Genomic DNA, 26,369 nt, shown 5'->3' with positions numbered 1-26,369 from the left:
CCGTGCCACGGCTTGGTCATTGATGCAAAAAACAGAGAGCGGCATGGCCGCTCTCTGCTTTGTTGTCTCTATTGGTTGATAGCCGTGCGGGGTTAGATGCCGTGGATGGCGTTGGCTTCCCCATACCAGTCCAGCTTGTCGGCCAGAGTGACCACCGAGCCGATGATGATGAGACTCGGGCTCTTCACCTGACGGGCCAGTTCGGCCAGCTGTTGCAGCTCGCCGCGCACCACCCGCTGACTGAGCTGGGTGCCTTGCTCCACCAGCGCCACCGGGGTGTGGCCGAGCATGCCGTGGGTTTGCAGCGCATCCTGAATGCGGGCGGCGTGGGCCAGCCCCATGTAGAACACCAGGGTCTGGCGTGGGGCGGCCAGCGCCGACCACTCCTGGGCGATATTGCCCTCCTTGTCATGCCCGGTGATGAATTGCACCCGCTGGGCGTGATCACGGTGGGTGAGGGGAATGCCGCTGTAGGCGGCGCAACCCGATGCAGCCGTAATGCCCGGTACTACCGAGAAGGGGATGCCCGCCTCGGCCAGGGTTTCCAGCTCCTCGCCGCCCCGGCCAAAGATAAAGGGATCGCCCCCCTTGAGCCGCACCACCTGTTTGCCCAGCTGCGCTTGTTCCAGCAACAGTTGGTTGATCGCCTGCTGGGGCACACAGTGGCGGCCCGCCTCCTTGCCAACAAAGATCCGCTCGGCATCCCGGCGAACAAGTGCCAATACCTCCTGCGACACCAGCCGGTCATAGACCACCACATCCGCTTGCTGCAACTGCTGCAGACCGCTTAGGGTAAGCAGCCCAGCATCGCCGGGGCCTGCTCCCACCAGGGTGACGCTTCCCTTGCTCTGCAGCGGCTCATCGAGCAGCTCTGCGACGCTCTGCTCGGCAGCCTGCTGTTGGCCACGGGCCAGTTGGCGGGCGAGGCGATCGTGGCGGAACAGCCGCTCCCAGAAGTGGCGGCGGGCCAGCTTGTCCGGAATGAGTTTGACCCGCTCGCGCAGCTTGCCCGCCAGCGCCGCGAGCTGGCCGAGGTGTTGCGGCAGCAACGCTTCGAATTTTTCCCGCAGCTGGCGGCTCAGTACCGGCGCCGCGCCTGCGCTGGAGATGGCCACCATCAGCGGCGAGCGGTCAATGATGGCGGGCATGATGGCGCTGCAGTGGGCCGGAGAGTCCACCACATTGCAGAAGATCTGGCGCAGGCTCGCCTCATGAAAGACCTGATGGTTGACCTCTGGCTGGTTGGTGGCGGCGATCACCAGCCACTTGCCATCGAGCAGTCCGGGATGAAAATCGGCGGCGCAGACGGTCAGGCGACCCTGCTCGGCCCAGCTCATCAGCTGGGGTTCCAGATGCGGGGCATTGATGGTGATCTTCGCCTTGGCATCGAGTAGCAGGCGCGCCTTGCGCACCGCCACCTCACCGCCGCCGACGATCAGGACCGGCTTGTTTTGCAGCTGACAGAAGAGAGGGAGAAAGTCCATAACAGGCTCCGGATGCTGGCCCGCTCGCAATGCCGCGCCGGGCGAGATAGCAGGGCGCGCTGTGACGCACCCCGGATGGTCGGGGGAAAGATCCCCCGACGGGAATAAAAAAGGGGAAGGGTGATCTACGCCCGGGCCAACGACAGATCCCCACCGGTGTCGGCCACTTGATCACGCTTCCCCAAACGAGGTTTTTCCTATTGCACCGCTTTGACGTGCATGTTGGCGACGTACTGATCTTCGGCCCAGAAGATGCGGTCAGCGACCATGGCTTCCGGGTTGAGGGTGACGCCGCGCAGCACCCGCTCCTTGAACTTGTGATAACCGGCTCGGTCGATAAGGTGACCCATGTGCAGGTAGATGGGTTTGCCATCCAGCATCTCGGCCTCGAACTCGAACAGGTTCTTGATCACCGCATGCAGCACCTCTTCGGTGACCCAGTTGAGGAAAAGCTTGCCGGTACGAGGGGTCTTCTTGCTGGTGCGTCCCCCCAGCTTGACCATGTAGAGCTGCTTGGGATCCCGCTGCCAGGCGAGGGTCGGGCAGGCCAACACGCACTCGCCACAGCCGATGCACTTGCTCTCCTCCTTGACCGCCTTGCCATGCTTGATGGCGAGGCAATCCACTGCGTGGTGGCTGCATGCCTTGACACAGGCGCCGCAGCCGATACAGCGCTCGGCATTGAAGTGGATTTTGGCGATGCCGAGGATACCGAAGTCGGCCATGTTGGCCTTGGCGCAGTCGTTGGGGCAGCCGGCGATCACCATTTTGAGGTGATAGGGGTTGGGGTAGAGGTGTTTCTCCATCCGCTGGGCCAGCCCGGTGCAGTCGATATTGCCCTTCTGGCAGATGGTGTTGCCCTGACAGGCGACGATATTGCGCCCGCCGATGGTCTGGTAACCGGCTGTGGTGTCCTCTACCTCGATGCCGCAGGTCTCCACCTCGATCTCCTTGATAAAGGGTTCGAGGGCGGCGTTGACCTTGTCCATGTCCTGATACTTGATGCCGGGCATCGCCAGCTTCTGGCGGGTGGTGAGGTGGATCAGGCCGTTGCCGTACTGTTCGGCGATCTGCTGGGCCACTGCCAGCAGGTGGGCGGGCATGATCCCGCCGGGAATGCGTACGCTGATCATCGCTTCGCCGCGCACCTTGGAGAGGCGGTATTCATTCTTGGCGCGGGCCTTGATGATGTCGATATCGAGACTCATGGTGTTCTCCCTCAGTCGATCAGATGCTGGGCCTGGTCAAAACGAAAGACCGGTCCATCCACGCAGATATAGGTGTCGCCCATCCGGCAGTGGCCACACTTGCCAACGGCGCAGGCCATGCGGCGTTCGTAGTCGACCCAGATGCGATCCTTGGGGATGCCCCGTTCGAGGAAGGCGAGCACCACGAAGCGGATCATGATGGGGGGGCCGACCACGATCACCTGGATATCCTCCTTGTCAGCGAGATCCAGCTGGCCGATGTAGTCGGTGACCCGGCCGATGCGAAACTGCTCGCTCTCCTTACCCTCGTCCAGGGTGACGATGAGGTTCTGCTGCTCGGCCCAGAGCGGCATCTCGTGGCGATAGAGCACCGCCTGCTCGTTCTTGAAGCCGAGGATCATGTCGAGGGATTTCACCTCTTCCGGATGTTTGCTGAAGCGGCGCAGCAGCCCCTTGACCGGCGCGACGCCGGTACCGCCCGCCACCACGATGAGGTGCTGGTTGCGGTAGGTCTCCAGCGGATAGCCGTTGCCGTGGACGCCGCGCATCCACACCTTGTCGCCCACATCGAGGGCAAACAGCGCATCGGTCACCTTGCCGACCTTGCGGATCAGCAGATCCACATAACCATCGCCATAGTCGGAGACCGAGATGGGCGCTTCGCCGACGGTGGGCAGGGAGATCTCCACAAACTGGCCGTAGTGAACATCAAAGTCACGGGAGACCCGAAAGTTCCACTCAAGCTCGGTGTGACGCTCGATGGCCAGAATGGTGTAGGCCTTGGGCAGCAGGCGGTTTTCGACTGCTTCCTGCTGCGGTTCTGCTGTTGCGGTTTGCTGGCACTGGCACATATCAGTTCGCCCCCTGCGCGTTGTCGGCTGCGATGGTCTGTTCGACCACATCGGTCATCTTGTTGATGATGTTGCTAAAGGAGATGTAGTGAGGGCAGCGATCGTCGCAGCGGCCACAGCCGACGCACATGTGCTCCTCTCCCTGACGGGCCTTGTAGTCGTTGACCTTGTGCAGGGCGCGATAACGCAGGCGCTCGCCATGCTTGGCGCGAAAACCGTGGCCACCGGCCATGTCGCTGAAGCCATCCACCATGCAGCTGGCCCACTGGCGACGGCGCTCGCCCTGCTGGGGGTTCTCCGCATAGGTGAGGTCATGCACGCTGTAGCAGCTGCAGGTCGGGCAGGAGGTGGTACAGCGGCCGCAACCGATGCAGCGGCTGTCGTACTCGGCCCAGACCGGATGGGCGGTGAGGATCTGGCGGATCCGCTGGGGGTCGTCACAGACGCTGTCCGGGGTGCGAACCTTGACCGGATTGCTCTGGACAAATTCCGGGGTGAAGTCATCGGATTCACCCAGTTCGGCAAAGTAGCCGAGCAGCTCGGGATCCTTCACCTCGATGCGGGCACCCTCATCGCTCAGACGAATGGCTGCGGCGTAGTCCTGGGGCTCGTTGCTGCCCATGGAGACGCAGAAGCAGTTCTCGAAGCTCTCGCGGCACTCCAGCAGCACCAGCTTGAGCTTGCTGCGCAGCCGAGCGTAGTAGACGTCGCTGTTTTGGCCATTTTTCAGGTAGACCTGATCCAGCCTGCGCAGGGCGTGGATATCGCAGCTGCGCAAGAACAGCAGGGTGGGCTTGGCCTCCACCTTTGATTCGCGCAGCTCCAGATTGTCGAAGTGGAACAGGGTTTGGGTGATGGGGATCACCACCTCTTTCGGGGAGAAGTGGGACTTCTCCTGCCACACCAGATCGGCCGGATGGCGGATGCTGTGGTAGGTGACGTTGTCGGTGTCGGAGAAGCGGCCGCCCCGATATTCGGCCGCGGGCGCCATGATCCGGTAATTGGGCAGCAGCCGCTCGAACAGCTGCGCCAGCGCGGGATGGGTGAGAAGAAACGACATAAATAAACACCTTGTATGAGGGTGAGATGCCCTGGCATAGGGATGAGGCGCGGGCCGGTCAGGGTGTCTGGCACCGGTTCTGGCCGCGCTTGCCTCGCCACGGTCTGTTTTTATGACTCATGTTGCTCAACTGACCCGATTGTTATTGTGTTGGCGGCGCGTGCGTCGCGGCAGGTCGGGTCATGCCTGTAAAACCCTTATCAATTGAGCAGGGCGGCCTGATAGCCTGCGCACTTGCCCATCACGTATCCCATCTCCAGCTTGTTGATATCGCGGGTAAAACGGGAAACGGGGAAGGAGTCGGCCGGGGCAATCACCTCGATCTGGCAGTCCTCCGGCGGATTGGCGATAAAATCGAGCGCCTCGTTGTAGCTGCGATCCCGCTGCTCCAGCGCCTGTGCCAGCGCGGGACGGGTCTTGAGCAGGGTACGGATCATCCAGGGGAAGGGCATCGGCTTGAGCCGGTAGCCAAGCGGCTCGGAGAGGATCACCGTCAGGTGACGGGCACCGCGGCGGTAGGCCTCGATCACCGGGATGGAGTCGGCCACCCCGCCATCTGTCATCGGTACCCCGTGCACTTCCGGGTATTCGTGGGAGGCGAGGGGAATGGCGCAGCTGGCCGGCAGCACCTCGTTCATGTTCTCCGGCTTGACCCGGATGTACTCCGCCTTGCCGGTCAGGGTATTGGTCACCACCGCATAGAAGGGGATGCCGGTCTCCCGGTAGGCGTGAATGTCGAGGGGATACTTGCGGCAGCTGGTGTTCCACAGCCAGTGGATATCCACCAGATTGCCTCCTTTGGCAAAGCGCAGGGGATCCATAAACTGCTGGCTGCACGCCAGTTTGGTCAGGATCTCGTGGCTGCGACCATGCTGGCTGGCGAGATAAGCCAGCAAGTTGGTGGCTCCCGCCGAGACACCGATGGCGAAGTCAAAGGGGCGATAGTCATGCTCGATAAACGCATCCAGCACGCCGCTGGCAAATATGCCGCGCATGGCGCCGCCTTCTACAACCAATGCGCTGGGGGATGCGTTTTTGTTCATGACAGGCACCTCATTGATAAGTCAGAGAGAAAAAGTGGGAAAGAGAACGTTCGGGCTGTCAGGCCGAGCATTCTGACAACCAACCGGGGTTGGCCATCGCAATGAGGTCATTCTAGGAAGGGGATGGTGTTTAGAATATCTGTTAATAATGAATTAAGTGTTTTGTATTTCTAAACGACAGTGATAAACCCGTTGTGATCAAAGGGATTGTGTAGGAGTCTCAACGACTCTGTGATGGCTGGATATTGGCAAGGATGAGTGTGTCATGACGTTATTGGTTCCCCCGCTGCTCCAACGTGGCGATACCATCGCTTTTTTCTCCCCCTCCAGCGCGGCGACCGCCTGGGCACCCAACCGTTTTGCCCGCGCAAAAGCCTTTCTTGAGGGGCAGGGCTTTAGGCTCAAGGCGGGCAGCCTCACCGGCCAGCAGGATCACTGGCGCTCCGGCTCCATCGCCACGCGGGCCGAGGAGCTCAACGCCCTTATTCGCGACCCAGAAGTGCGCTGCATCATGTCGGTGATTGGCGGCAGCAACTCCAACTCCCTGCTGCCCTACCTCGATTTTGAGGCGCTGAGGCGCGACCCCAAGATCATCGTCGGCTACTCCGATGTGACGGCGCTGCTGCTCGGCATCCATGCCCAAACTGGCCTGGTTACCTTTTATGGCCCGGCGCTGGTGGCCTCCTTTGGCGAGTTGCCGCCGCTGGTGGATGAGACGCTGGCCAGTTTTTTACGGATTGTGCTGGCCGATGAAGCTGGCGTCCCCTGCACGTTGTCCACCCCGGCAAAGTGGAGCGATGAACGGCTCGATTGGGAGAACCAGACCCGGGCCAAGCAGTGCCAGCCCAATCGGCTGATCTCGGTGGGCTCTGGCCGGGTAGTGGGGCGACTGATGGGCGGCAACTTCAACACCATGGCGGGGATCTGGGGCTCCCCCTATATGCCGCCCATCGAGCACGGCGACATTCTGCTGCTGGAGGACAGCCTGAAATCAGCCGAGACGCTGGAGCGCTCCTTTGCTCACCTCAAGCTGTGCGGGGTGTTTGAGCGGATCGGTGCGCTTATCCTCGGCAAGCACGAGTTGTTCAACGATCAGGGTAGCGGCAAGCGCCCCCTCGATATCCTGCTGGAGGTGGTGGGGGAGCCGAACTTCCCCATTCTGGCGGAGTTTGACTGCGCCCATACCCACCCCATGCTGACGCTGCCGCTGGGTATCGAGGTAGCGCTCGATCTCGACCGCCAGCAGCTCACGCTACTTGAGCCCTGGTGGCGAGCAGAATGAGGGCGAAATGAATGTCCAACAACAAGGCCGCTGATGCGGCCTTGTCTGTTTTTGTGGGGCGTGATCAGGGCAGGGCATCGGGCCGGAAGCTGGCGCGGATCTGCGGCACCAGGCTTGAAGGGTCGAACCCTTTCTCCTCGCCTAGCACCGGATGGAGCAGGGGCTTCTCTTCGATGGGGGTGATATCCCCCGCCAGCAGCTGGCGGGTGGCCTGACCCATCTGGTAGAGCTGGCGCACCGGCGCAAACTGGGTCGCCAGATTGAGGGGATCATCGGCGCGGGCAAAGGCCATCATGGGGATCTGGTAGGTGGCATCGCGCGTCGGCTTGTCACCGTGAATCCCCTTGCCGGCGGACATCAAAAACGGCTGGTGATCGCCAAAAGCCACCACCAGATAGCGCTTGCCTGACTGATCTAGGGTCTTGAGCAGTCGCTCCAGCGAGGCCATGGCATCCACCACCCCTGTGTAGTAGGTGTTGAGCAGCTGGGTGTCGCTCTCGCTCTGGTTCGGGCAGGCGCCGCTGCGCTCTTGCCCCTGATAGCGGGGGCCATCGAAGGGGCCGTGCCCCTGCATGGTGACCGCATAGGCAAACAGCGGTTTGTCATCCTGTTCGCTGCGCTTGAGTATGTGGTCGATGAGGGCATCATCTGAGATATAGAGTCCCTTGTGCTCAAGGGTGGTGAAGCGGGTGTCGAACCAGCGCTCCTCATAGCCGAGCGCCGGGATCGCCTTGGCGCGGCCCCAGAATTTTTCCACATAGGGGTGGGCGAACAGGGTCTGGTAGCCGCTCTGTCTGGCGCTCTGGGCCAGTCCCGGCACCTGCTCAGAGAGGTAGTAGTAGGGCACCACGCCCTGCTTGAGCAAGCCCACCGGCAGGCCGGTGTTCATCTCGAACTCCGCCAGTACCGTCATGCCGCCGGTGGTGGGGGAGTGGATGGTTTTTTGCCACTGCTGCACGCTGGCGGGCAGGGAGAGGGTGGGAGCCGGGGCGCAGATCTGCCCCTTCCAGTCGAGCCAGAGCGACTCATATTGCAGCACGATCACCAGATCCCAGCGCGGCGCTATGCCCTGGGGCGGATAGCTCAGCTGTGGGGCCAGCTCGTTGATCTGCAAGGGGTAGCGAAACACGCTGCCGCTTTGCAGCATCTCGTCCACCAGATTGAACAGATAGAGGCCAGGGCCGGAGCGGATGATGTCCCTGTGGTAGTTGACCGCGCGATCCACGTAGCGAATGTTGGCTCCCAGCAGCTTGTTGCCAGTCTGGGTGGCAAAGACGCAGAGGGCAAAGAAGGCGACGGTGGCAGCGGCTGTGCGCAGCACCCAGCGTGACAGGGCAAAGCGCCAGCAGAGAAACAGTGCCAGCAACACGGTGAAGATGGGCAGGATGGGGTGCTGGTCGAGCAGGATCCGCAGCAGCGCCAGCAGGTTGCCAAAATCATCACCCCCGAGCGGCACGCCGTAGATGGCGATCTTCATAAAGTTGGCCAGCAGACCTATGCCAGAAAGCGCGGTAAAGACCAGCCCCATATAGAGGTTGAAGCCCGCCAGCGCGCAGAGGCTCCAGCCCAGCACCATGCTGCCCCAGGCCAGATAGTAGTGCTCCGGCCGAAAGCCTGACCAGAGCAGAAACTCCCCCAGCTTGAACACCACGAAGCCGTGCAGCAGCACGAAGGTGAGGTTGCCGAGCAGCAGGCTGCCGATGATCCGCCAGCGCAGGCTGCGGCGCAGCTTTGGCAGCACCGTTTTGAGCACGGCGGCGCTCAGGGCCAGCACCAGGGTCAGGCTCACCACCAGATAGGTGAGGTTGAAGCCCTGCTCCGGCAGGGTTTGCAGGATCTGGCTGAAATCGCCGCTCTCGGGGCGATCCTTGAGCAGCAGACCGATGCGCAGCTGATAGCGGCTGGCCAGCGCATCATCCGGGGCGCGCAGAGTGCTGTTGAGATCCAGGGTGCAGCGGTTATTGCGGCACACCTGACGTTTATCCACCGCTTGACTCAGCTGGTCAATCCGCTCCCCCTTGTCGTTGAGCAGCTCTACCCGCACCTTGTCCCCCGCTTGCAGCGGCCCTCGCAACTGCCACTGACTGCGTACCACCAGATAGAGGCCGCGGCTGTCGCTTTTATAGAGCAGGGCGTGGCGGGTGAGGGTAGCCAGCGGATTGTCGGCGGGGCCCAGCACCAGCGGCTGTGCACGGCCCAGCCAACTGCCGGGATTGATCAGCGGCAACAACAGGGTCAGCAGCAGCAATCCGCCCAGCAGGGCAAGCAGCAGAGAGGGCAGACTCAGGACGCGGGGGCGGCCTGAGGAGGGGCGATTCATATAAGCTCATCCTTTGAGCGAGTGAGGGAGAGATCGTTCATCCGCATAGAGTTTGACCCGATGGTGCGGGCCTTGTTTCAGCTTGTCAATTTAATGACCACTTAATGAATATTTGGTTACAGCTCAACCTTGCAAATTGTGATCCCGATCGAGGGGTTGTTCGGAATATGTGATGAAAGCGTCATCATGGGGTTTTGCCACTGGCTTGGGAGGGATCTGCTGTTTAGTCTCTCGATAGCGACTGGAGGTACATGTATGAATCCCAAAGTGATGGCACGTCAGGCCAGATTGCTGCGCATGCTGGAGAGCAAGGAAGAGATCCGGATCGGACGCGAGCGCGACTGCCCGCTGCCGCTGGCCCAACTGGTCAAGCTGAAGGATAGCCATCCGGCTGTGGTAAAGGTCTATCGCCACGGTCTCACCGCCGAGGTGTTTCACCTCAAGGTGGAAGGGCATCACTGGTGCCTCAAGCGGCGCCGTCAGGATTCACTGGTGGCCAACCTTGATGGCAAGACCGCCTTTCTGACCGAGCTGGAGCGGCGGCGCGAAATCGAGGCGCTGCGCGAGCTGCACCCTACCGTCCTCTCCCACGTGGTCTGCACCAGCTTCGGCTCGGCGCGGGCCGGTGTGCTGGTCTCCCCCTGGTTGCGGGGGGTGCCGGTCCATCAGCTCAACGAGCGCAATCTGGCCCAGATGCTGGAGGTGCAGGGGGAGCTGGCCCGCTGGGGCTGGTTTGACTGGGACCCGAGCCCGGGCAACCTGCTCGATGACGGCGAGCAGATCTGCGTGTTCGACTTTGGCTATATGTGGACCTTCGATCCCCGCTTTGAATACAACTCCAACGGTCTGGTCGACCCGCAGTTCCATGTGCCGGAGCGGTTGGAGACCCGCACCCTCTCCGGACTCTGGCTCGATGAGGCCGATCCTCTGCCGCAATTTCGCTACTGGCGTGAACTCTGCCTGAAATGGGTAAAACGGGAGATCCATCACCTGATCCGCGAAGGGGCCAGCGCGCCCGTGCTGGCACGCCTGCACGCCCTGCAAGGGGAGTGGAGCGCCGCGCTGGCGAGCGACGAGGCGCTGGTCGCCAACTGGTGGCGGGACATGTATCGTAGCCACCGGCTCGATGTGGCCGATGATCTGAGCGGCCAGAGCTGCGGCCCGCTCACCCTGCGTCGCCTCGACTGGTTGATGCAGGCGGTGACGGATCACTATCCGCTGCTGGTGGACAATCTCTCGCCTCAGGAGACGGAGCTCGGCCAGACCGGGCTGCTGGCCCGCTTGCAGCAGCTGCGCCGCGAAGCTGTGGCCTGCCAGTTGCCTGCCACCAGCCTTGCCTGAGCCAATACCTTGGCGGAGTACAAATGAACAGGGCGCCTTGCTGGCGCCCTGTTGCGTGTTCGAAATTGCCTAGCGGTGAGGGTCAGTCCAGCAACTCCTGATGGAGGCGATTGACGATATTGCCCGCCTCGCTCTCCTTGACCAGGAAGCAGAGGTTGTGGGCGCTGGCGCCGTAGCAGATCATCCGGATGTTGTGCTCGCGCAGGGCGTCAAAGACCTGACTGCCCACGCCGTTCACTTCGCTCATCCGGTTGCCGATGAGCGCCACCAGTGCCAGACCGGTTTCCACCTCCACCTTGCAAAGCTGGCCCAGCTCGGCCAGTACCTTGTCGCTCATGATCGGTTCGCCGTTACTCTGGCTGCCGGTGTGATCCAGCGTCAGTGACACGCTCACCTCCGACGTGGTGATGAGATCGACCGAGATACGGTGACGGGCCAGAATGCCGAACACTTCGGCCAAAAAGCCGTAGGCGTGGAACATGTTGAGGCTGTGCAGGGTCACCAGCACCTGATGGCGGCGCAGGGCGACGGCGCGAAACAGCGGGCTTGAATCTGTGCTGGCGCGGATCCAGGTACCACCGGCGGCCGGATCCTTGGCGGAGCCGACAAACACCGGAATATTCTGGCGCACCGCCGGTTGCAATGTGGCGGGGTGCAGCACCTTGGCGCCGAAGGTGGCCATCTCGGCCGCCTCGACAAAGCTGATTTCGGGAATGGGGCGGGCGCGGGTGACGAGGCGCGGATCCGTGGTGTAGATGCCGGGCACATCGGTCCAGATCTCGATACTGGCGGCATCGAGCGCTTCGGCGAGCAGGGCTGCGCTGTAGTCAGAGCCGCCGCGCCCCAGCGTGGTGGTGCGGCCATCGCCATCAGCACCGATAAAGCCCTGGGTGATGATGAGACTGTCGCCAAGCTGCGGGCCCAGCGTCTGCTGGCAGAGGGTACGGGTAGTGGCCAGATCGACGGTGGCCTTGCCAAAGCGGCTGTCGGTGCGCATCAGCTGGCGCACATCCTGCCAGTGGGCCTTGACGCCGCGCTGGCGCAGCAGTTCGGTAAAGAGGCGGGTAGACATCAGCTCGCCGCAGGCGATGAGGCGATCGGCCAGCTCCGCATCGGTATGCTGGTGGGCTTGCTGGGCCATGAGGCGAATTTCGTCCAGCTGGCCATGAATGAGGGCGCTCACATCAACGGGGTTGTCGAGATCGGCCAGAATGGCCTGCTGGATCCCGGCCAGTTTGGCCAGCTGCTCGTCGCGGCCCGCTTCGTCCAGCTCCCCTTGTGCCAGAGCGACCAGCAGGTTGGTGACACCGGCGCTGGCGCTCAGCACCACCACCCGGGTGGCGGGATTGGCCAGCACGATATCGGCGCAGTGATTCATGGCCGGGAAGTTGGCGACACTGGTTCCGCCAAACTTGGCGACATTGATCGGGCTCATTGCTTACTCCTGTCTTATTTTAAGATTCCGGTTCCATCGGGCAAAAAAGAGAGGAGGAGGCTGAAAATGGCAGGAATGAACGAAGCTATCCCGGCCAGAAGCACTCCACCTGAAGAGCCCATCCCGTACCGCCCCTGACAGGGCGCGGTGGGGGATGATCACTACCGATGACAACCCGGGGGATTCAGCCCCCGCAGCCGACGTTGAGGTTACCAGTCTCCTCACTCGTCTCGGCGCTGCTCCCCCTGACCCAAGTTCACCGGACGCTGGCGTCCTCCCTTGGGCTGCCTGGGCAGCGCTCCTCTTCTGGCTCCACCAGGGCGGTGGAGTGCATTTAGAAATACCCTGCGTTGGATTGCACTGTCAATCGAGTTTGTGAAAAAGTTCAAATTGTCAGCTAACTCAACGCAGGATCAATGACTTAGGCAATGGTCTTTGACAAAACCTTGGAACGGCGCTGCCAGTTGTAGAGACGCTGACGCGCCACCGGCAGATCTTCCACTTCCAGCGGATCGAAGCCCCGCTCCCGGAACCAGTGGATGGAGCGGGTGGTGAGCACGAACAGGCGGCGAATGCCAAGCCGCTTGGCCCGCTCGGCCACCTTGGCCACCAGCTGATCCCCCCGGTTGGAGTTGCGATAGTCGGGGTGGATGGCGACGCAGGCCATCTCCGCCATCGCCTCTTCCATAAAGCAGTAGAGGGCCGCGCAGCCGATGATGAGACCATCGCGCTCGATGATGGTGAACTTGTCGATCTCCATCTCCAGCTGCTCGCGGGAGCGGCGCACCAGAATGCCTTCCTCCTCCAGCGGGCGAATGAGATCCAGAATGCCGCCGATATCCTCGATGGTGGCGGCGCGGGCCTGCTCGGCACTTTCCCGCACGATCTGGGTGCCGAGGCCGTCGCGGCTGAACAGCTCCTGCAGCATGGCGCCATCATCCTGATAGCTCACCAGATGGGAGCGGGGCACGCCGCCACGGCAAGAGGCAATGGCCGCACGCAGGTAGCGGGCGGTGCCGGACATCTCTTCGCCAGCCTGCTCCAGCTCCACCAGCAGCTCTTCGGCCTGCTCGGGGAAGAGCTCGGAGATGGCTTCGCCGCGTCTGTCCATTACCCCCTGGGTGCTGCTGAAACAGATAAGCTTGTCTGCCTTGAGGTCGACCGCCACCCGGCGGGCCACCTCTTCCGAGCTCAGGTTAAAGCTCTCGCCGGTGACCGAGCAGCCGATGGGGGAGATGAGCACCAGACTCTTCTGGTCGAGCTGGCGGGTGATCCCCTCCACGTCGATGCGGCGCACCCGGCCGCTATGGCAAAAGTCGATGCCATCATCCACCCCCAGCGGCTGGGCAGTGACGAAGTTACCGCTCACCACGCTGATCCGCGCTCCCTGCATGGGGGTGTTGGCGAGCCCCATGGAGAGCTGGGCGGTGATGTCGTATTGCAGGCCGCCACACACCTGTTTGATGATGGTGAAACTCTCGTCATCGGTGACCCGGATCCGCTTGTGATACTGGGCCTCGATACCGGCGCGGGCCAGCGCTTCATCGTTTTGCGGACGTGAACCAAACACCAGCACCAGGCGTATGCCCAGTGTCTGCAGCAGGGCGATATCGCTGACGATATTGGCGAAGTTGGGGTGGCAGATGGCTTCTCCCCCCATCATCAGCACAAAGGTGGCACCCCGATGCACATTGACATAGGGGGTGGATTGCCGGAAGGCATTGACCAGACTGGGTTCGCGTTCACGCACTTGATATTTCTTCCATAAAAAAACAGCGATTGGCTCAATATATGAAAATTAATTCACAAATCAAGACTAAATATTGATTTTGGCAGTTTCTGGTCTACGAGGGGCGGCTTGGCCGTGCGGATTGGGAAAGGATGGTTGGAAGCGCAGATGGCCGTTGGGGCGAGCGGGGAGGGGCCCGCCGGTTGATCCGGCGCGATAAACTGCTATCTTCGATGCTCCTTTTCGTCAGCTGTGTGATTTCACAGGGTTTTATACAAGGACAGAATTCATGGAACAGATTATTTCACCGGCAGATGCCCTGCCGGGACGACGCGAAGCGATGGTGATTGGTCAGCAGCATGCGGTGAATGGCAACCCGACCCAGGGTCCCTGGCCCGAGAACATGGAGATCGCCTGGTTTGGCATGGGCTGTTTCTGGGGCGTGGAGCGCCTGTTCTGGCAGCAACCTGGCGTCTACTCCACCGCGGCAGGTTATCAGGGCGGCGTGACCCAGAATCCCACCTACAAAGAGGTGTGCAGCGGCCTGACCGGCCATGCCGAGACGGTGCAGGTGGTGTTTGACCCGGCGGTGATCAGCTACGGCGACCTGCTCAGACTGTTCTGGGAGCAGCACGATCCGGCGCAGGGGATGCGTCAGGGCGGGGACATTGGCACCCAGTACCGCTCGGTGATCTTCTATGGCGACGAGAGCCAGCAGATCATTGCCCAGCAGAGCATGGCGGCCTATCAGCAGGCGATGGCGGCAAGCGGCGACAGTCGTGCCATCACCACCCGCATTCTGCCGCTGGCACCCTTCTATTACGCCGAGGATTACCATCAGCAATATCTGGAGAAAAACCCGGATGGTTACTGCGGATTGGGTGGCATTGGAGTCTGTTTGCCGCCCAGCCTGAACCGCTGAACAGGTTTGTAGTCGATTTCTTAATAAAAGTGAAAATAAATGGTCGGAGGAGGGAACTTATTGCGACCAGTCGGGACTAACTAGGTAGCGTCCAGGGATCGGATGCAAAGTCCAGACACATTTCTTGCCTTGATAACCGCCTGATGAATGAACGCACTGGCGGGTTGAAAATGATAGCAAGCAGGGCTGCCCACCAAGGCGGCCCTTTTCCTTATCTGCTGTTCTGAAATCTTGCGTTGGGCGGGAAAACCGGACGGCAGATCAGCCGATGGCGCTGTCGAACAGGTTCTTGATGAGATCGATAAACTCGATGAGGAAGGTTTTCTGTTCTGGGGTCGGGGCGCGCAGCCAGACGGCGGAGAGTACCTCTTCCAGATCGGCGACCACGGCGTCGGCCTCCTGCATGATGGCGAAACGCACCTTGGGATCGAGCTGGGGGTTTTGCTCGCAAATGGCCATCAGGTTGCTGGCAACACGGCCACTGACCAGATCTTCGATGGTCTCTTCACCATCGTTCTGCTGCTGGGATTCAAACAATCCCAAACTCTCCACCAGATACTCGATCAGCGAGATATAGCCTTCACTTTCTACCACCATGGTTGCTGCCTCAATACAGTAACAATACGAAAATTAAGCGTATTTTAGTGGCTTGCCCTAGCTTGGCAAGCAGCAGTGCAGGCGATGGCGAGTAAAACTGACTCCGCCCCGCTCCACGCACTCCAGCCCGGTCAACGTAAAGCCATGTCGTAAAAATAGCTCATAACTGAAGGCGCTGGCCTCGGTGGTGATGAGTGTCATACCGAGCCCTCGGGCCCCCGCGAGCGCCGTGGTGAGCAGCAGATTGCCCAGTCCCTGGCGCTGATGGTCGGCGCTGACATAGAGCAGGCTGAGGTGGCCATCGGGGCTCAGAGTGACAAACCCGAGGGGCACATTTGCCTGCTCCGCCACCCAGCCGTGGTGCTCGCGCAGCTGGCTGACAAAGCCCGGATGTTGTGAACCGAGGGCCCACTGCTCAACCTGCTCGGCGCTGTAGTGCTCGGGGCCGCTGCGTCGCACCGCCTGATCAAACAGGGTTACGAGAGCGGGGATATGTGCCTCACCAAGGGGGACAATGCAAAGTGCTGGACTAAGTGCTGGGGTCATAAGGTTGGGTCGTCAGTGGGGTCGAGGGGGCGCGGCGCCTGTGGCCGTTTGGCTTTGGGCAGACCCGCGACAACCCGCTCATAGGAGTGGTGCACCCAGCCTTGCCACAGATCATCTGGCAAGGTGCTGTTCAGGGTCACTGTGTTCCAGTGTTGTTTGTTCATATGCCAGCCCGGTTTGACCTCGGGGTGGATCTCGCGCAGCAGCAGCGCCAGCTCTGGCTCGCATTTGAGGTTGATGGTAAGCGGCTCGGCCTGCCAATCCACCAGCGCGAACATCTTGCCCGCGATGCGGTAGACCAGGATCTCCGGGCCAAACGGGGTATCTTCGGTGGCGCCCGGCAGGGTCAGCAGAAAGTGGCGCAAACGGGTCAAATCCATGGAAAGTTCTCGCGCAAGGGGTGATCCGGGTCATGTCAGGCGCATATCTATCGGCGGGCCTGTTCTGTTAATATGCGCGCAGCCGAGTATACCCCCCATCACCAAGGGAGCCTATTGGATGTTGTATCACAAGACTTTCGAACTGGGTCCCGAGCGGGATTGGGTGGTGTTTGTCCACGGCGCCGGTGGCAGCTCCTCCATCTGGTTCAAGCAGCTGCGCGCCTATCGCGAACACTTCAACGTGCTGCTGCTGGACTTGCGCGGCCACGGCCAGTCCCACCAGCTGCAACAGGTGGTCAAGGGCCACTACAGCTTTCGGGAAGTGACCGAAGATATCGTTCGGCTGCTCGATCATCTCGACATCCGCCGCGCCCACTTTGTCGGCATCTCCCTTGGCACCATCCTTATTCGCCATCTGGCCGAGCTCTGCCCGGAGCGGGTCAAGAGCATGGTACTGGGCGGCGCCATCCTGCGGCTCGATATCCGCTCGCGGGTGCTGGTGCAATTGGGCCGACTCGGCCAGCACTTCCTGCCCTATATGTGGCTCTACCGGCTGTTTGCCTTCATCATCATGCCGCGCCAGCACCATCAGGAGTCGCGCAACCTCTTTGTGCGCGAGGCCCGCAAGCTCTGCCAGAAAGAGTTCAAACGCTGGTTCCGCCTCGCCACCGAGGTTAACCCGCTGATGCGTTACTTCCGCGAACGCTCCCTGCCCATACCCACCCTCTATGTGATGGGGGAGGAGGATCATATGTTTCTGGCGCCAGTGCGCGAACAGGTGGCCCGCGATCCTTACAGCCAGCTCGAGATCATCGAAAACTGCGGTCATGTCTGCAATGTGGAGCAGCCGGAGCACTTTAATCGGCAGTCGTTGGCGTTTTTGCAAGGTAGGTAGGGCTGAGCAAAGCGAAGCCCAACGTTTGTGAGGGAACAAGGATGAGGTCGCATGCTTCTATCGATACGCAATATATTCATGGCCGTAAAGTTCGCGGTATAAGCCAAATCTACAGCTCTAGTCTTCTAACTGCTAACTTGTGAGGGCTGCATAGCAGCCTTATACCAAGTCCTTATGCATTTTTTGCGCAAGCAGCAATTTTGTCCAATAGTTTTTTAGTCTTTGATTCAAAAATTTTTTGTGAAGCTATATACGGTTTGACAAAAGATGAAGCAGCAGGTTCACCAGAAGTGAAACTTTTTTTGAAATTGCTTCCAATTGAATTCAACGATGTTCTTGCAGCTAAAACTTCCTCATAAATATCTTCAAATGCTGAACCGTAGACTTTAATGATCATTTCTAATCTTCCGAAATCATAGCTTCTTGTTTTATCGTCTTTTATAGTTTTGTCTAAATATTGGTTGTACGTTAATTTCCCATCCATAACCATCATTAGAGTTAAATAGTGACCAGTAATAACGTTAGCCCATTCATTGATGCCGGTATAGAGTTCCTCCAGTCTATTTCTATTTAACTCGCTATTCATTCTCTCTTGATTAAATTGAAGCTGAATTGTTAATTGCTTTAGTGATGCCTTATTTGAAAGCCAAGTACCAAATATACTAAGTATTGCACCGATTAGAACGCCAGCAAAACCAGCCCATGCTTCTGGTGGTACAGATTTGAGTGTTTCAAAATTCATAGTATCTCGTTTGTTGTGTATGAAAAATTACAATTTAAGCGGCCAAAGCCCAACGTTTAATTTTCCGAGCTAAAAGAATAATATATTGTTCTCGGCGAGCATTTTGTCAATGCGCCATATATCAATGACACATAAAATATGTGGTATGCATTGAGCTTAATAAATTTAGGCCAATCTACTAATGTTGTTACACGTTGTATTATTCTTTTGGCAAAATTATATAATAAGGATTGTCGTCTCCACCATATTTAGTTGAAAGATCAACTTTAATGCACGGTTTTTTTTCATCACCACATGATGATAAATCTCCATATTCTTTCAAACGATATATTTCTTTCTCTAAAAAAGTCTTTTCTTCCTTTAAAAAATTAACTTCGCTAATTGTTGGGATCTCTTTTATAAAGAACAGCCATAAAAGAGCTCCTGACAATAAAAAGAATAAAAAGAACATGGAACCTAATTTTAAAACTGAGAATTTTGCTGCGCTTTCGTATTTCTGGGCTGCCTTTTCTGCGGATTCATTTGCCGCAGCTAGTTTTGAAATAACTTCTTTGGAGATTATTTCTGCATATTTTTCACTATGGTTTTTAACTGTAATTGCAATTTTCTTATCAAGATACTTGATGTTATCATCAAGAAGTTGGATGTTTTGATCCAGTTTTTTTATTGTTTTGTCGACGCTATCCTGATTTGTTTTGCTTGCTTCTAAAAGATTAAAAGTTGAATCAACAAGAAGATTAAACTTATCCATCAAAATTTCATCCCGTTATTTAAAATTTCTTCTTGCTTGTATTCACGTTGTAGTTTTTTTTCCATAATCGAGGTGTACTCTTTTTCAACTTTCATAACGTAGTCCTTATGCTGAAGTCTGAGTTCCATGATATCTGAAAGTTGAACATATCTTATTCCCTGTTTACTTACAGATACAACCAACCCACCAGTACCTACATTCCCTGAACCTTGACATTTTGAAACTAACGCTAAGTAAGCCTTAAGCTCGTTTGAAGATATAGTTAAATTGGGATTTATGACTGAGCTGGCTATGTCAGTGATAAGGGACTCAATAGTATGCATGGATGCAGTTTCGGAAAAAGCATCTAAGTATGGCTTAATGTTGTTTAAACAAATTTCTTTGAACGGATTCGTTTCAACATACCAATGAATCTCTCTTGATATTTCTTTAATTTTATCATTTTTACCTATAGCTACAGTTAATTGATCACACCTCTTTTTTTCTTTCTTTAAATTGCTAGCGCCATTTTTGAATTCAATTAATCTAACCACACCAGGAAACTCTAATAGCATATCCCCCAACTCTTTGTCTGCGGGAGTTTGTTGTAGCAAACTAATTACAGAGAGCTGGGTTTTTTCAGGTGTAGAAATCCCAATCGAATGACCTAAACAATATAAGAAATTTCCAATAACAACATTTTCATATAATTTCATAAAATAACCCCTCTCATGTGAATGTGTGAAAAATCAATATGTGGAAACTATCCACAGTAATCTTATCTGATTGCTTATGTCAACAAAATATATCTCGTATGTTGGGTTTCGCAAGCTCAGTACTAACCTACGTACCAAATTACTAATATCGTAGGTTGAGGTTGAGGTTGAGGTTGCGCGTAGCGAAACCCAACGTTTACCGATTGGTAATTTTCCATATCAAAACCAACTTCGATAGCCCAGTCATTGTTTATCCATCCCTATGAGGAATAGATCATCCCGATATCTACAACCATCGAGAATTTGGAAATTTCAGCACAATATTCCCAGCAATTGAATAAGCATGGCGAGGGAAGTAGTGCAATGCGCTTCGTTTATTGGAACCCTACGGCCGGATGGCTACCGCACTGGGTTTACAGCTCCTTGCGTACTCTTTCTAACCGGTGCAGGTAGGGGCGATCCATAAGCATTCCTGAGTCGTGCAAAGGTTCCGGAACGGGATGATACCAAATTCCAATTGACTCTGGTGAATGAAACCTTATCTAACCGGTGGAATTTGAATGATTTTTGAAGGCGGTCAGGTTTTAAGGCCGTTGTCCTTGCATTTGGATAGAGAAGGAGAAAGGGCCAACAGCGTGACCCCCACCCCTCAGTAGCCGGTCATCTCCAGATAGCCGACCCCCTTGGCATCCCCCGAGACAGTAACAGCCCCCTCCCAGTAGTCAAAGCGACCTGTCATGGCCTGATTGGGCTGACGGGCTTTGATGGTGAGGCTCATTCCGGCGGCGTTTAGCTGCCACTCGACGGGGTAATTCTGCCCCTTGGGGCCGCGCCAGGTGTTGCCCGGGGTAAGGCGAATCGCGTCGGGGGCGAGCACCCGGCTGCTGCCATCCCGCTCAATCAAAATACCGTAGCGGTTCTCAGGCTCTGCGCGTCCCGATTTGGTGCGCAGGCGAAACAGCATCAGCTCGCGGCCATCGGCCAGTTGCAGCGAAAACCAGTCCCAGCCCGATTGCCACTCGGCCAATACCGAGCTGCTCCACTCGTGATCAAACCACCCTTGTCCGCTGACGGTGCGGGTCTCGCCATCGCGAGTCAGGGTGCCGCTCAGCTGCAGGCGTGGGTAGGAGTAGTAAAAGGAGGCGTTGCCCGGGCTCTTCTCGCTGTAACCGGCCTTGCCTTGCAGCACCCGCGGCTTGGCGGCAGTGACGGTGAGGTTTAGCTCGCCAATCTTGCTCTGCACCTTGAGGGTGGCGGGGAAGAGTGCCGCCCCTTGCGAGGCAAGCCGCCACTCCCTGAGCCAATATTGGCCGCCGCTGGCCCCTGCCAGTCCCGGCCCCTGCCGACTGGCCCGCTCATCTTGCTGGTGGGTGCCACGGTCGAGATCCGTGATGGCAAACTGGGCCAGCCAGAGCTGGGGAGTGAGCCAGGGGTTGCTGGTGCGAAGATCTTGCTCAATCCCTTGGCGAAACAGGGTCCACTGCATGCCATATTCGCGCCCCTGTTCATCCTTGAGGTTGCCGGTGAGATACCACCACTCGGAGCGGTAATCGGGGTGGGCAGCGTGATCCTCCGGCAATTGGATGGTTTGCCCCGGCAGCACCTTTTTAAAGCTGTCGCTGCCGCCGCCGAGCAGGGCGCCCAGATCGCTGGCAGCGATAGCCCCGCTATAGAGCGTCCAGAGCATACCCAGCGCCAGCGGCCATCCTTTGATCTGTTTCATACCACTCTCCTTGCCGCATACCAGGATGCCAATGCGCCACAGACCGGCGCTAGCAACAGGGCGGTGACCGCATGAAGGGGGGCGGCCTCGAAGGCGAGGCGCCAGCCAAAGGCGCGGGGGTTAACCACCTCGATCAGCACCCAGGCGAGGCCATACCCCACCGGCAGTGCCAGCAGGGCGGTGAGCAGCCCCAATCCCGCCCCTTGCCACACCAGCAGCTGGCGGCAGTGGCGGGGGCTCAAGCCCAGACTCTGCAAGGTCTGCAGCTCGCCACGGCGTGCCAGCCCCAGTACCATAAAGGCCGAGCCGATCCCGACAAAGGCGATGCCAAGGATCAGCAGTTTCAATAGCTCGGTCACCACAAAGGTCTGGTCAAACACCTTGAGCGCCGCGCTGTGAATGGCGGGGGCGGAGAGCAGATTGAGCTGCTCGCCAAAGCGCTCGCGCAGGCGGTCGGCCAGCTGCTCGGGGTCGTTGCTAAAAAGGGCGAGGGATTGCACCGCTCCCGCCTCGAAGGCATGCAGGATCTGCCCCTTGTCGTTGCCGTAATCCTGATAGACGCCGGTGACGGTGAACTGCCTTGGCCCCTGCTCGCCGCTGATCGCCAATGTCTGGCCCACCTTGACCCCGAGGCGCACCGTCAGCGGCTCGCTCGCCAGCACCTCGTCAGGACGGGTCGGCCAGCGTCCGGCCAGCAGCGGATAGGCCGCTTTAAGCTGGGGGATAAAGTCCATCTGCGCCCACTCGATGGGTTGCCCCTGCCAGCGGGCAGGATGCACCGAGCGGCGCGAGGCGGCGCTCACCAGCGGGTTGGTGAGCAGGGTCTTAAGGGTTGTATCGCTCAAGGTGCCCTTGCTGCCCGCCACCCCCTTGGGGGCGGTGATATAGAGATCGGCGGCCAGACGCTGGCCGAGCCAGATCTCCACGCTGGAGCGAAAACTCGACACCATGACCCCGATGCCGATGGCCGCCGCGATGGCCAGCTGCAATGCCATCACCGCGATGGCGGTGCGATCGAGGTGATAGAGGGTCTCGGCCACCCCGAGCCGGGCGGTGAGGGGGCCGCCCGCGCGCCGTCGCAACCAGCCAAGCAGGCCGCGCAGGGCATCGGGCAGCCAGAGCGCCATGGCCAGCAGCCAGCCGCCGGCGATAAAGAGGGCGCCACTCAGACCCGTTTGCGGCAGCCAAAGGCACAGAGCGCACAGCAGCAAGATGGCGATGGCCAGCACGCGCCGTCGCCACGGGTGAGCGGGGGGGCGGCTGCTGCCGGCACGCAGTTCGAGGGGGGATTGGCGCAGCAGTTGCCACCAGCCGGGCAGGTTGGCGGCCAGCGTGCCGAACAGCCCGATCAACAGCGCCTTGAGCAGGCTCACAGGGGAGAGGCGAAGCAGATCGATGGGGTTGGGCCCATAGAGATCGGCCAGCGCCTGGGTCAGTTGCCCCATCAGCGCCAGCGCCAACAGGCTGCCGAGCAGCACCCCGAGCAGGGTGCCGATGGTGGCAAGAATAAGCAGCTCCAGAATGAGCCAGCGGAGCACCCGGCTCGGCCCCATCCCCAGAATGATCAACTGGGCCAGCTGGGGGCGGCGCACGCTCTGCACAAATCGCTGGGCGTTGAACACCAGAAACAAGCCCACCGCCATGGCGAGCAATGAGAGCGCCGTCAGGTTAAGGGCCAGTGCATCGCCAAGCTGGCTGGCATCGAGCGCCGGGCTGATGGGCTCAAGCCACAAGGGCTGGTTCGGGTAATCGGTTTGCAGGGTGGCCTGCAGGGTGCGAGCCTCTGGTTCGCTTAGCTTGAAGACGATGCGATCGAGCCGACCCGCTTTGCCCAGCAAGGGCTGGGCGAGGCCGATGTCGGTTATCAGCAGCCGCTCCATGGGCACGGCGCCCGGTTCAAAGGTGCCTGCCAGCGTCAGGGTCAGGGTTCGGGCACCATCTCTGCCGCCCAATACAAAGCGGCGGCTCTGGCCCGCTTGCCAGCCAAGGCGCTCCGCTTCGGGGGCCGCCAGCCAGATGCTGTCGGCACGGTTTAAGGAGAACGCGGGCTCGCTCTCCCGAGTGGCGCCAAACAGCTGGCGCAGCGGGCCGGGGTTGAAGAGATCCATCCCCACCAGCTGAAAGCTGCGGCCCTGATCATCTTTGAGCCAGCCATGGAGCTGGGGCATGGCATCCAAGGCGGGCTGGCTGGTCACCAGTTGCACGTAAAGCTGCTCATCCAGCCCGCCAGCAGGGGCCAGCCGGTAGTTGGCTTCCCCTGCCAGCTGGCTGCGGGCGGCGACAAAATTGGTGCGGGCACTGTGATTGAGCAGCTCGATGGCCACCACCAGCGACACCCCCAACACCAGCCCGGCCAGACTCATCAGCAGCAACCAGGGGTGGCTGCGATAGAGGCGCAGCAGCGCTTTAAGTGGCAGCATCAGCGTGACTCCGGCAGGCGCAGTCGCTGTTTAGTCATGACGGGGCCCCTTGAGCTCGATAAGTTGGCCCCCTTCGAGGCGCAGCACCCTGTCGGCCAGCTCGGCATAGGCGGGGTTGTGGCTCACCAGCAGCAAGCCTGCGCCGGTATCGCGCACCGCCGCCACCATCAACGCCATCACCTGTTCGGCATTGTGCTCATCGAGGCTGCCGGTGGGTTCGTCGGCGAGCAGCCAACTGGGTTGATGGATGAGGGCGCGGGCCAGCGCCACCCGCTGTCGCTGACCGCCGGAGAGCTGCTCCGGCCAGGCATGGCGCTTGTGGCTCATATCGAGCCGATGCAGCAACTGGTCAATCCTTGTCTCATCCGGTGGCATACCGTTGATGGCGAGCGGCAGGACCAGATTCTCGGCCACGTTGAGGGTCGGCAGCAGGTTCAAATCCTGATAGACGATACCGAAATGGCGACCCCGCAGGCGCGCCCGCTCGTCGGGGGAGCGGGTGTCGATCCGGGTCTCCCCCAGCCAGACCTCCCCTTCATCCGGTGCAATCAGCCCGGCGATCAGATTGAGCAGGGTGGACTTGCCGCAGCCGCTTTGGCCCAGCAGCAGGGTGATCTCGCCAGCAGGGAGGGCGAGATCGAGATGGTGGAACAGCGGCAGTCGTTCACTGCCGTTATCGAAGCTCTTGCAGAGGTTGCGCAGGGTCAGCATGGGATAACCGTTTGATGGTCAATGGCTTTCATCATGCTTGGTACGCTAGCACGGCCAGCATTGATCAACACCCCTTACGGTTGATCAAGAGTGCCAGTTAGTGATCAAGGCGGCAAAAGAGCAGTGGATCCTCGCTGGATCCCGCTTGCCCGAGGTGGTTAGAATAGGGGCTTCCATGGGTCACAGGATGAGCAAGGATGTTACACAAGCAAGTCAGTTTTATCATCGATAGCAAGGGCAACAAGCAGGCTGCCGTCGTCCCCATCGAGATCTACAACGAGCTGATGACCCTGCAAAAGGCACTCTCCGACAACCGGCCGGGGGAGCGCGAGCTCTACCACTTCAACGGCAAGGGGGCCGAGGCCCACGGTTATCCGGTGGGCAAGCGGCAAAATCCGGGCTTTATGGTGCTGGCCGGTTCCACCGCCAATGGCGAGGATGCCGCCTCTTTGCGTGAAGCGGTGATCGAGCTGCGTCACGAGCTGCTGGAGAAGGGGGTCATAGTGCCCCGCAGTCAGGGCGGTTTTGTCTTTACCGCCGATCAGCTGTTCAACAGCCCGAGTCTGGCCGCCAGTCTGGTGGCGGGCAATAACCGCAGCGGTCTGGATGCCTGGCAAAACAGCGCAGGCTATACCCTCAAGCAGTCGGGTTTCGGCAAGAAATAATCCCGCGTTTCGACAGCAAACCAATTAAGCGTTAATTGACCTGGATGAATTTTTCTTTTCATCCAGGTGCTAGCATCATTGCCAGACGGTTCTAAAAGGAAGAGACCATGTCTGCGCTCACCCCTGTTATTTTGCTGCTGTCCCTGTTTATCCCTCCCGCCCATGCCAGTAGTGGCCCTGTTTTGTTGACATCCTCCTCAATCGGACTTTTTTGTGTCGGATTGTTTGTGTTGGCCTACGCCCTGGTGATGGCTGAAGAGTATCTGCAACTGCGCAAGTCCAAACCTGTGCTGGTGGCCGCCGGGGTGATCTGGATCCTGATCGGTATCGCCTATGCACAGCAAGGGATGAGCCCTGTCGCCGAGCAGGCATTTCGCCATACCCTGCTGGAATATGCCGAGCTGATGCTGTTCCTGCTGGTGGCGATGACCTATATCAACGCCATGGAGGATCGGCGGCTGTTCGATGCTCTGCGCGCCTGGCTGGTGCGATCCGGCTTTCACCTGCGCACCCTGTTCTGGTTGACCGGCGGGCTTGCTTTTTGTATTTCGCCGGTGGCAGACAACCTGACCACTGCGCTCTTGATGTGCGCCGTGGTGTTGAAGGTGGCCAACGGTGATCGGCGTTTTGTCAATCTTGCCTGCATCAACATAGTGATCGCCGCCAACGCCGGAGGGGCGTTCAGTCCCTTTGGCGATATCACCACCCTGATGGTGTGGCAGGCGGGCAAGGTGCAATTTGGCCAGTTCTTCACCCTGCTTATTCCCTCTCTGCTCAATTTTCTGGTGCCAGCCATCCTGATGAGCCTGATGGTGCCGCGTCATGTGCCGGAGGCTGATAACGAGGTGGTCGATCTCAAGCGGGGGGCCCGTCGCATCGTCGCGCTGTTCTTGCTGACTATCATCACGGCGGTGCTATGCCACAGTTTCCTCCACCTGCCACCCGTACTGGGCATGATGCTGGGGCTCGGTTATCTGCAGTTTTTCGGCTTCTATTTGCGCAAATCGCTGCCGCGATCCCTTGCCCGCAAGCGTGCGCTCTATGAACGCAATGGGGATGAGGTGCGGTTACGCAGTCTGGGTTCTGTGGTGCCATTTGACGTGTTCAACAAGGTGGCCAAGGCGGAGTGGGATACCCTGCTCTTTTTCTACGGGGTGGTGATGTGTGTCGGTGGGCTGGGCTTTATGGGGTATCTGGAGCTGGTATCACACTGGTTGTATGACGCTGGGGATCCCACCATGGCCAATATCTTCATCGGGGTCTTGTCCTCTGTCATCGACAACATTCCCGTGATGTTTGCCGTGTTGTCGATGAACCCGGATATGGCGCTGGGGCAGTGGCTGCTGGTGACCCTGACCGCCGGAGTGGGCGGCAGCCTGCTCTCCATCGGCTCTGCGGCCGGTGTTGCCCTGATGGGACAGGCCCACGGCATGTATACCTTCTTTGGCCACCTGAAGTGGCTGCCGGCCATCTTGCTCGGTTATCTGGTGAGCATAGGGGCGCACCTCTGGCTCAACAGTGCCCAGTTCTGAACGTCTGACCACCAGTACGAAAAGAGGCTTCCGTTGA

Annotated in this window: 23 protein-coding genes and 1 riboswitch; of the genes, 6 read left to right on the top strand and 17 right to left on the bottom strand. The window is 58.9% G+C overall.

Annotated features, from left to right (window positions below):
- Positions 1-92: 92 nt before the first annotated feature.
- From cysG to ACTG27_RS07875, 5 genes are all read right to left on the bottom strand, one after another.
- Positions 93-1,484: a siroheme synthase CysG gene (gene cysG, locus ACTG27_RS07895; RefSeq protein ID WP_439979453.1), complete on the bottom strand. Its 1,392-nt coding sequence runs from the start codon at positions 1,482-1,484 to the stop codon at positions 93-95.
- Positions 1,485-1,681: 197 nt separating this feature from the next.
- Positions 1,682-2,692 carry a sulfite reductase subunit C gene (gene asrC, locus ACTG27_RS07890; protein WP_040066440.1) on the bottom strand — a complete coding sequence of 337 codons (1,011 nt, stop codon included), beginning with the start codon at positions 2,690-2,692 and terminating at the stop codon, positions 1,682-1,684.
- Between the two features lie 11 nt (positions 2,693-2,703).
- Positions 2,704-3,543, bottom strand: a complete 840-nt coding sequence (gene asrB, locus ACTG27_RS07885) for an anaerobic sulfite reductase subunit AsrB (protein WP_439979452.1) — start codon at positions 3,541-3,543, stop codon at positions 2,704-2,706.
- A gap of 1 nt (position 3,544) precedes the next feature.
- Complete coding sequence (gene asrA, locus ACTG27_RS07880; protein ID WP_439979451.1) at positions 3,545-4,603, bottom strand: anaerobic sulfite reductase subunit AsrA; 1,059 nt, start codon at positions 4,601-4,603, stop codon at positions 3,545-3,547.
- A 200-nt stretch (positions 4,604-4,803) separates the two neighbouring features.
- Positions 4,804-5,646 (bottom strand): patatin-like phospholipase family protein, encoded by an 843-nt coding sequence (locus ACTG27_RS07875; protein ID WP_439979450.1) that lies wholly within the window; start codon positions 5,644-5,646, stop codon positions 4,804-4,806.
- Between the two features lie 265 nt (positions 5,647-5,911).
- Here ACTG27_RS07875 and ACTG27_RS07870 point away from each other — a divergent pair, with 265 nt between their 5' ends.
- Positions 5,912-6,928, top strand: coding sequence for a S66 family peptidase (locus tag ACTG27_RS07870; RefSeq protein WP_439979449.1), 1,017 nt, complete (start codon positions 5,912-5,914; stop codon positions 6,926-6,928).
- Between the two features lie 64 nt (positions 6,929-6,992).
- On the opposite strand, the gene ACTG27_RS07865 is transcribed toward ACTG27_RS07870, so the two are convergent.
- Entirely contained in the window at positions 6,993-9,248 is a 2,256-nt protein-coding gene (locus tag ACTG27_RS07865) for an LTA synthase family protein (RefSeq protein ID WP_439979448.1), read from the bottom strand.
- A 255-nt stretch (positions 9,249-9,503) separates the two neighbouring features.
- Here ACTG27_RS07865 and ACTG27_RS07860 point away from each other — a divergent pair, with 255 nt between their 5' ends.
- On the top strand, positions 9,504-10,589 hold the full coding sequence (locus ACTG27_RS07860; RefSeq protein ID WP_005333743.1) for a hypothetical protein: 1,086 nt from the start codon (positions 9,504-9,506) through the stop codon (positions 10,587-10,589).
- An 82-nt stretch (positions 10,590-10,671) separates the two neighbouring features.
- Here ACTG27_RS07860 and lysC read toward each other — a convergent pair whose 3' ends face one another.
- Positions 10,672-12,024: a lysine-sensitive aspartokinase 3 gene (lysC, locus tag ACTG27_RS07855; protein ID WP_439979447.1), complete on the bottom strand. Its 1,353-nt coding sequence runs from the start codon at positions 12,022-12,024 to the stop codon at positions 10,672-10,674.
- Positions 12,025-12,114: 90 nt separating this feature from the next.
- Positions 12,115-12,338: riboswitch (Lysine riboswitch) on the bottom strand.
- 107 nt (positions 12,339-12,445) lie between these two features.
- The gene (gene argA / locus ACTG27_RS07850; RefSeq protein WP_005345063.1) at positions 12,446-13,774 is read right to left on the bottom strand and encodes an amino-acid N-acetyltransferase; all 1,329 of its coding nucleotides are present in this window, start codon (positions 13,772-13,774) and stop codon (positions 12,446-12,448) included.
- 268 nt (positions 13,775-14,042) lie between these two features.
- Here argA and msrA point away from each other — a divergent pair, with 268 nt between their 5' ends.
- Positions 14,043-14,675, top strand: a complete 633-nt coding sequence (msrA, locus tag ACTG27_RS07845) for a peptide-methionine (S)-S-oxide reductase MsrA (protein ID WP_005352745.1) — start codon at positions 14,043-14,045, stop codon at positions 14,673-14,675.
- A gap of 261 nt (positions 14,676-14,936) precedes the next feature.
- Here msrA and ACTG27_RS07840 read toward each other — a convergent pair whose 3' ends face one another.
- The 3 genes from ACTG27_RS07840 to ACTG27_RS07830 are packed head-to-tail and all read right to left on the bottom strand — an operon-like array spanning position 14,937 to position 16,198.
- Complete coding sequence (locus ACTG27_RS07840) at positions 14,937-15,272, bottom strand: DUF3802 family protein (RefSeq protein ID WP_005333735.1); 336 nt, start codon at positions 15,270-15,272, stop codon at positions 14,937-14,939.
- A gap of 57 nt (positions 15,273-15,329) precedes the next feature.
- The gene (locus tag ACTG27_RS07835) at positions 15,330-15,818 is read right to left on the bottom strand and encodes a GNAT family N-acetyltransferase (protein ID WP_439979446.1); all 489 of its coding nucleotides are present in this window, start codon (positions 15,816-15,818) and stop codon (positions 15,330-15,332) included.
- Positions 15,815-16,198, bottom strand: coding sequence for an MmcQ/YjbR family DNA-binding protein (locus ACTG27_RS07830; protein WP_335863568.1), 384 nt, complete (start codon positions 16,196-16,198; stop codon positions 15,815-15,817). Before ACTG27_RS07830 ends, ACTG27_RS07835 begins: the two co-directional genes overlap by 4 nt.
- Positions 16,199-16,316: 118 nt before the next feature.
- On the opposite strand from ACTG27_RS07830, the gene ACTG27_RS07825 reads away from it, so the two are divergent.
- Entirely contained in the window at positions 16,317-17,093 is a 777-nt protein-coding gene (locus ACTG27_RS07825) for an alpha/beta fold hydrolase (RefSeq protein WP_335832526.1), read from the top strand.
- Positions 17,094-17,265: 172 nt separating this feature from the next.
- On the opposite strand, the gene ACTG27_RS07820 is transcribed toward ACTG27_RS07825, so the two are convergent.
- The 6 genes from ACTG27_RS07820 to ACTG27_RS07795 all read right to left on the bottom strand — a co-directional run bounded on the left by ACTG27_RS07820 (position 17,266) and on the right by ACTG27_RS07795 (position 24,135).
- Positions 17,266-17,835, bottom strand: coding sequence for a hypothetical protein (locus ACTG27_RS07820; protein WP_335832525.1), 570 nt, complete (start codon positions 17,833-17,835; stop codon positions 17,266-17,268).
- A gap of 199 nt (positions 17,836-18,034) precedes the next feature.
- The gene (locus tag ACTG27_RS07815) at positions 18,035-18,586 is read right to left on the bottom strand and encodes a hypothetical protein (RefSeq protein WP_439979445.1); all 552 of its coding nucleotides are present in this window, start codon (positions 18,584-18,586) and stop codon (positions 18,035-18,037) included.
- Complete coding sequence (locus ACTG27_RS07810) at positions 18,586-19,281, bottom strand: hypothetical protein (protein WP_335832523.1); 696 nt, start codon at positions 19,279-19,281, stop codon at positions 18,586-18,588. Before ACTG27_RS07810 ends, ACTG27_RS07815 begins: the two co-directional genes overlap by 1 nt.
- 649 nt (positions 19,282-19,930) lie before the next feature.
- Positions 19,931-21,004 (bottom strand): lipocalin-like domain-containing protein, encoded by a 1,074-nt coding sequence (locus ACTG27_RS07805; RefSeq protein WP_439979444.1) that lies wholly within the window; start codon positions 21,002-21,004, stop codon positions 19,931-19,933.
- Complete coding sequence (locus ACTG27_RS07800; RefSeq protein WP_439979443.1) at positions 21,001-23,424, bottom strand: FtsX-like permease family protein; 2,424 nt, start codon at positions 23,422-23,424, stop codon at positions 21,001-21,003. The genes ACTG27_RS07805 and ACTG27_RS07800 overlap by 4 nt, the downstream gene beginning before the upstream one ends.
- Positions 23,425-23,454: 30 nt before the next feature.
- On the bottom strand, positions 23,455-24,135 hold the full coding sequence (locus ACTG27_RS07795; protein WP_439979442.1) for an ABC transporter ATP-binding protein: 681 nt from the start codon (positions 24,133-24,135) through the stop codon (positions 23,455-23,457).
- 197 nt (positions 24,136-24,332) lie between these two features.
- Between ACTG27_RS07795 and ACTG27_RS07790 the strand changes: the two genes are divergently transcribed.
- Positions 24,333-24,800 (top strand): DUF4357 domain-containing protein, encoded by a 468-nt coding sequence (locus tag ACTG27_RS07790; protein WP_005333716.1) that lies wholly within the window; start codon positions 24,333-24,335, stop codon positions 24,798-24,800.
- Positions 24,801-24,907: 107 nt separating this feature from the next.
- Entirely contained in the window at positions 24,908-26,332 is a 1,425-nt protein-coding gene (nhaD, locus tag ACTG27_RS07785; RefSeq protein ID WP_058060016.1) for a sodium:proton antiporter NhaD, read from the top strand.
- Positions 26,333-26,369 lie beyond the last annotated feature (37 nt).

Source organism: Aeromonas sp. 97A (assembly GCF_051919185.1).
GTDB lineage: Bacteria > Pseudomonadota > Gammaproteobacteria > Enterobacterales > Aeromonadaceae > Aeromonas > Aeromonas veronii.
The sequence above is the reverse complement of the archived record's forward strand: the minus strand, read 5'-3'. Positions and strand labels throughout refer to the sequence as shown.